This is a genomic window from Arthrospira sp. PCC 8006 (assembly GCF_046480465.1).
In the GTDB taxonomy this organism is placed as follows: Bacteria; Cyanobacteriota; Cyanobacteriia; order Cyanobacteriales; family Microcoleaceae; genus Limnospira; species Limnospira platensis.
Map to the genome: position 1 here is coordinate 1 of NZ_PKGG01000252.1, position 6768 is coordinate 6768.

The window sequence follows — 6768 nt, forward strand, 5'->3', positions numbered from 1 at the left end:
TTAAGGCGGAGACGACTCCTGCATAGTGTTGCGTGTGGTGAGTATTTTCTCTAAACTCTCGGCTGCTAGCCAACGGGTGTCATCATCAGCTCCAGCATCCCGTAAGATTTCCTCTAATGCGGCGATCGCCTGCTGATTCCCTGGGGCGATTTCCCCTAAACTCCAAGCTGCTCGGCTACGGATGTCATTATCAGCACCAGCATCCCGTAAGATTTCCTCTAATGCGGCGATCGCCTGCGGGTTCCCTGGGGCGATTGTTTCTAAACTATTGGCTGCTCGCCAACGGGTGAAATCATCAGCACCAGCATCCCGTAAGATTTCCTCTAAGGCAGCGATCGCCTCTGGATTTCCCGGGTCGATTTCCCCTAAACTCTCGGCTGCTTGCCTACGGGTGGAATCATCAGCACCAGCATCCCGTAAGATTTCCACTAAGGCGGCGATCGCCTGCGGGTTCCCTGGGGCGATTTCCCCTAAACTCTCGGCTGCTCGCCCACGGGTGTACTTATCAGCCCCAGCATCCCATAAGATTTCTTCTAAGGCCGCGATCGCTTCTGGATTTCCCGGGTCGATTTTCCCTAAACTATTAGCCGCCTGACAACGAATATAGTCATCTTCAGTGGTGTTGCGGATAATCTCGATCAACTGACCGATGGACTCGGAATTTCCTTGTACGATTTGCCCTAAACTATTAGCCGCTTCCCCACTGGCCCATTCATCTTGAGTGGTGTGGATAAATTTGACTAACCCAGTGATGAGCTCAGGATTTCCTTTTATGATTCCGTGTAAATCAATCAATCTCAAAAAATCCTTAGTCGTGCGAATAAATTGGAAAAACCCAGCAATCACCTCGGCATTTCCAGGGTCGATTTTCCCCAAAATTTCTGCCGACTTCCAACGGGTATCTTCATTCTCAGTGGTGCGGATAATGTCGAGCAATACAGCGATCGCCTGCGGGTTCCCTGTTCCCGGGTCGATTTTATCTAAACTCTCTATCACCTGGTACTGGGTATATTTAGAATCAGTGGTGCGGATAACTTCGAGCAATCCAGCGCTCGCCTTGGGATTTCCCTGTCAGATTTTTCCTAAACTCTCTACTGCCTCCCTACAGGTCCATTCATCCTCAGTAGTGCGGATAATTTCAAGCAAGCGAGCGATCGCATCGGGATTTCCTTGTCCGATTCCCCCTAAACCATCTACTGCCTGCCTACGGGTCCATTCATCCTCAGTAGTGCGGATAATTTCAAGCAAGCGAGCGATCGCCTCTGGATGTCCTTGTCCAATTTCTCTTAAAGTCCATGTCGCCCCCGAACGGGTCAATTCATCCTTAGTAGGGCGCCGGATAATTTCAAGCAACACAGCGATTGCCTCTGGATTTCCCGGGTCGATTTTATCTAAACTCTCTATCACCTGGTACTGGGTATATTTAGAATCAGTTGTGCGGATAACTTCGAGCAATCCAGCGATCGCCTTGGGATTTCCCGGGTCGATTTGCTCTAAACTCTCTACCGCCTTCCTACGGGTATCTTCATTCTTAGTCATGCGGATAATTTCGATCAATACAGCGATCGCCAAGGGTCTAATGGTTTGTGGTATCACCTCTCTCGCCGCTTCTTTGATCGGATCTAAAAAAGTCCGCCATTCTTGTTTTTCAGTATTAAAATAACCGAATCCCCACCTCACAACCTGCCGCACAATCTCATCTGCCAGGGAACAAGCCTTAAATTCATTAATTGCAGCAGCAGCTATGAAATTTGCTTGGTATTCATAAAATCCTCTATCTACTTTGTCAAAGTTCCACTCTCCACAAGCATCCTCAAACTCAACCAACGCACGAATAAACTCCTCCTTCTCCTTCTCATTCTCCTCAGCCTTAGCCTTAATATCCTCACGTCCGAACCACAACAAAATCACCTGCTTCCACTGCGGTTCAAAAATCCGATACCGCTTCCCCTCCACCGGACGATCGCAATGATCCTTCGGCAGAAAATAATCCCAATCCTCCACCGCCAACGCTGCAAAATACTCCTGAAACGTCGCATGATAAAACCCATAGACCTTCTCACGGGGCTTTTCCGCTGCCACCCCCACCTCATTCAACCAACCCAACTTTAACGCTCTGTTTAACAGAGAACTTTTAGCCTCCCGTTTACCCAAGTATTGACGTACCAACCGATGGGTTAACCGAAAGCGGCTTACTTCACCATCGAGGGATACTTTTTCCAACTTTCCTAAAGTTTCATTCAAATCATTTTTTATCTTATCTAGTAATTTATCTTTTTGCTCATTTGTTAATTTATCCTTTTCCTCATCTGTCAATAAAAATTCTTCTCCCTTCCAGTTATAAATAAAGTTCACAAAAATCTCATACAACTCCGCCATCGTTTCCGGTAGCGCATTCTCCACCTTCCAAGTCGCACATAACAAGGTTAACCGCAGGGGATTGCGGCATAAATCCTTAATCCGTTCCTTCCCTGTCGCCTGCAACTGTGACCACAACGACTCCGCGTCAGCTTCCACCGGAAACCACCTCCGGATAAACTGCGGCTACATAGCCTACAACTCCTATTCTACCGTTACTTAGGTGTTACTCAAAACCATAGCAGGATCTATCAATCTGTAGCCATAAAATAACCCCTAGGGGTTTAATCTAGGGGCATTAATTTATGAAAGGTTGACGATTAGATTAATCTATCTGATAGATAACTCAAAGGAATAATTTAGCTTCAGAGCTATCAATATCAACCCCTAACGCTGCTAACCGTTCTATGGCTACGTTCAACGGTATAGGTAACTTAGAGCATCCTTCGAGAACTTCTAAGGTAGCGTCAATCCCTTTTGTTTTATAGTTACTCTCATTGACGATTGTGCTATGACCCATAAGTCTAGCTCGCAACTCGATAGGTAATCCATACTTTTCACCTAACAGGTTGTACAGTCTACGAAAAGCATATTTCTGGGTTACCGGGCATTTCATAGAGGAAATTTTTTGAGTAAACCTTGTGTCAAAACCTCCGGTTATGGTTCTGGGTTGAACGCCTTTTTTAGGGCTATATTCTGGTAACAACGGCTGTTTCAATTCCAGAAGTTTAAACATTTCAGGACTGGGAATTGGAGCTACAACCCTTCCTCCTGTTTTAATACTCACTTTCCGACCTTCTGAGTCAGTAAAGTAAACATAGTCACCTAGCACCAAGTAATTATCCTGATGATCAGGGTCTGACAGTGCTTTGATAGTGATACCATCATCCGTTACAAATGGCTTAGTTAGATTAACGGCCGCAGCTATCTCGGTAGGCCTTAACCCATACATTACTGCCATACCCGTCACCCATAACCAACTATGGCGGTTATTGCTTACTGTATTGCTTTTAATGGTATAGGCTTTTTGTTTAGCGCTATACCACCAATCTTTAAAGGCATCGATGCCTATCCGTTGTTTCTTTTTGAATTGTGTTTGTTTGGCGTTAATAGGCTCAAGCTGTTTAAGCAAGTGTTCTTTGTTAGGTGATTTCTCAGCTATGGCTTTTAAGATGTAGTAACGTTCCTTGAAGGTTTTGGAGCCTACTAATTGTTCTCCATTCTGCAAGGGAGTGTATAGCATAGCCTTGAAACTCTCCCAGCTAGGATATTCATCCCAGTTAGGGAACAGCCTGAAATATATTCCTTTAGTAGCCTCGTAAGATGATAGGTCACTGACAATATCGCGAGAACGCGGTCGTCCTGTGTTGCGGTTGTACCCGGCAAAATACCCATCTTCCAGTTGTTGAAATATTTCCCGGTAGGTTATCAGATTATCCTCAATCTGATTTTTCCCTAGGATGGTTTTATCGTACCAATCCCAGAACTCACTAGCGCTGCTGATAGTTCCCAGGGCTTCAGATACCAACTTAGCTTTCTTAACGCCGTCTATCACCCCTTCTGGAGTACACTCAAGGTTAGCCGTTTTGGGTAGTCGTTTTCCGGTTGGTGGTTGCTTAAACTGCAATAAGAGATTGTACCTAACCCCGGTCTTTTGAAGTTTGAGAGTTACCCCCCTAGGACACTCACCCTTAAAATCCTGATAGGCCTTGAGGAACCTAGCATAGCCCCCGTCATAGTTACCCTTTCCCCCTACTGTAGGGGTATTGATATCGTTACTCATTTTTTACTCACTTGTTACTCTGCTATGGTTTTGAGTAACACCTAAGTAACGGTAGAATAGGAGTTGTAGGCTATGTAGCCGCAGTTTATCCGGAGGTGGTTTCGGGGGTTGGTGGCGGCGGGTGAGGATGTCCAGTTAGCGGAATCCTTGTGGTCAGAATTGCAAGAGTCGGGGAAGGAACGGATTAAGGATTTATGCCGCAATCCCCTGCGGTTAACATTGTTATGTGCGACTTGGACAGGAAAAAAGGGAAATTTGCCGGATACGACAGCTAAGTTGTATGAAAAGTTTGTGGACTATATTTATAAGTGGAAGAAAAAAGAGTTTCCGGTGAAGAGTGAGAAAAGAAAACAGTTAAATGCAGCATTAGGAGAGTTAGCAAAAGTATCCCTTGATGGGGAGAGGAGTCGGTTTCGGTTAAGTCATCGGTTGGTCTGTGAATATTTGGGAGAACCCGACGAGGATTCTCTATTAGATACGGCGTTAAAGTTGGGTTGGTTGAATGAGGTGGGAGTTGATGCGGATGAACCGGAAGACCCGGTTTATGTTTTTTATCATGCGACGTTTCCGGAGTATTTCGCGGCGTTGGCGGTGGAGGATTGGGATTATTTTCTGCCGAAGGATCATTGCGATCGTCCTGTGGAGGGGAAGCGATATCATATTTTTGAACCGCAGTGGAAGCAGGTAATTTTGTTGTGGTTGGGGCGTGAGGATGTTGGGGATGAGGAGAAGGAGGGGTTTATTCGGGGGTTGATTGAGTTTAAGGATGGCTGTGGAGAATGGAACTTTGAGAAAGTAGATAGAGGATTTTATGAAGAGAAAGTAGATAGAGGATTTTATGAAGAGAAAGCCTATTTTCTAGCAGCAGCAGGAATTAATGAGTTTAAGGCTTGTTCCCTGGCTACTGATATTGTGCAGCAGGTGGTGAAGTGCGGGTGTGGTGAGTTTGATATTCAGAAACAGAAATGGACAATTTTTCCCAATCTGATTCAAGAATGGGCAAGAAAGGCGATATCTGAAACCATTAGATGGCTTGCGATTTCAGAACTGAGTGCAATTCTTGAGAATTGCCTAGATGAAGATATCATGGACGAAGCGGCATTAAGTTTAGGGGCAATCGGACAAGGAAATCCCGATGCCATCGCTGGGTTACTCCAAATTATCCGCACCACTGAGGATGGACTTACCGGTTGGCTTGCGGCAGAGAATTTAGAGAAAATCGGACAAGGAAATCCCGATGCCATCGCTGGGTTGCTCCAAATTATCCGCACTACTGAGGATGACGATACCCGTATGAAGGCGGCAGAGAGTTTAGGGAAAATCGCTCCAGGAAATCCCGATGCTATCGCTGAATTGCTCCAAATTATCCGCACTACTGAGAATAAATATATCCGTATGAAGGCGGCAGAGAGTTTAGGGAAAATCGCTCCAGGAAATCCCGATGCTATCGCTGAATTGCTCGAAGTAATCCGCACTACTGAGGATGACGATACCCGTGAGGATGCGGCTAAGAGCATGGGTAAAATTGCTCAGGGAAATCCTGATGCAATCATCACTTTAGTTGAACTAATGGAAACCTCTAAGAATGAATCGACTCGTAGTAGTGCAGTGTATGCTTTAAGATATATTCCCCAGGGAAATCTTGTTGCAATAGCAGCATTAATCAGGGTTATCAACAATACTAAGAACAATGAGCATATCTGGAGGCGAGCGGTATTTAGTTTAAGTACAATTGCTCAAGGAAATCGTGATGCAATAGCAGCATTAATCAGGGTTTTGGAAAATACTGATAATGATGAGAATATCCGTGGTAGTGCGGTAGAGGCATTGGGTGAAATTGGTCAAGGAAATTTTGATGCAATAGCAGCATTAATCAGGGTTCTGGAAAATACTGATAATGATGAGAATATCCGTGGTAGTGCGGTAGAGGCATTGGGTGAAATTGGTCAAGGAAATTCTAATGCAATCATGAGTTTAGTCAAGATTATTGAAAACAAGGCTGAACATGAAAATATTCGGTCTCATGCTGCTAAAGATTTGGCTCGAATTGATGCCAAAAACTATAAAATTATTCCTACCTTAATTTCTCTTGTAAAAACATTCAGGCATGATTTTTATTGTGGAAGATTAGTGTATGCTTTAGGTATAATCGGAAAAGATAATCGTCAAGTCATTAAGATTCTTTCTGAGCTTATTACAAACGACAATTTTTTGGTCTCTCGCACAAGACAATTTGTATTGGCTCTTGCTCTAAACAAGGTTGACTCAGAAAATTTTCAAGCAATTGATGTTTTTATTAATCTCATTAACACTGAGAGATTGACATATGGACAGGCAAAAGTGAGAGGAATGCTCACCACACCAAAACAATCTGTACGGTTCGTCTCAGCCTTAAAACACAACCTCAGCGATGAAGTTTACCAAAACAACTTTAAACGATTCGAGGCATCCTACGAAGTCCTTTGGAATTGTGCCGAAAATCTCCCCTATCCCGAATTTTATCAAGCATGGCACCATCCCCCCACCACTCCCCATCCCGAAGTCACCGAACAAACCCCCCATAGCGGCGAACCCTCTTTCGCCTCTSCCCKCACCTGGGAATCCCTGCAACACCTGCCCCTGTATTG

Annotated in this window: 4 protein-coding genes; 1 reads left to right on the forward strand and 3 read right to left on the reverse strand. The window is 44.7% G+C overall.

Annotation, left to right across the window (positions count from 1 at the left end; genetic code table 11):
• From B9T16_RS23935 to B9T16_RS23945, 3 genes are all read right to left on the reverse strand, one after another.
• Positions 1-1044 carry a HEAT repeat domain-containing protein gene (locus B9T16_RS23935; protein WP_410245949.1) on the reverse strand — a complete coding sequence of 348 codons (1044 nt, stop codon included), beginning with the start codon at positions 1042-1044 and terminating at the stop codon, positions 1-3.
• A gap of 27 nt (positions 1045-1071) precedes the next feature.
• A complete protein-coding gene (locus B9T16_RS23940) occupies positions 1072-2517 on the reverse strand; it encodes an NACHT domain-containing protein (protein ID WP_410245950.1) in 1446 nt (481 codons plus the stop codon).
• A 187-nt stretch (positions 2518-2704) separates the two neighbouring features.
• A complete protein-coding gene (locus B9T16_RS23945) occupies positions 2705-4141 on the reverse strand; it encodes a recombinase (protein WP_410245951.1) in 1437 nt (478 codons plus the stop codon).
• Between the two features lie 111 nt (positions 4142-4252).
• On the opposite strand from B9T16_RS23945, the gene B9T16_RS23950 reads away from it, so the two are divergent.
• The coding region (locus B9T16_RS23950) for a HEAT repeat domain-containing protein (RefSeq protein WP_410245952.1) at positions 4253-6768 on the forward strand (2516 nt) is incomplete at its 3' end.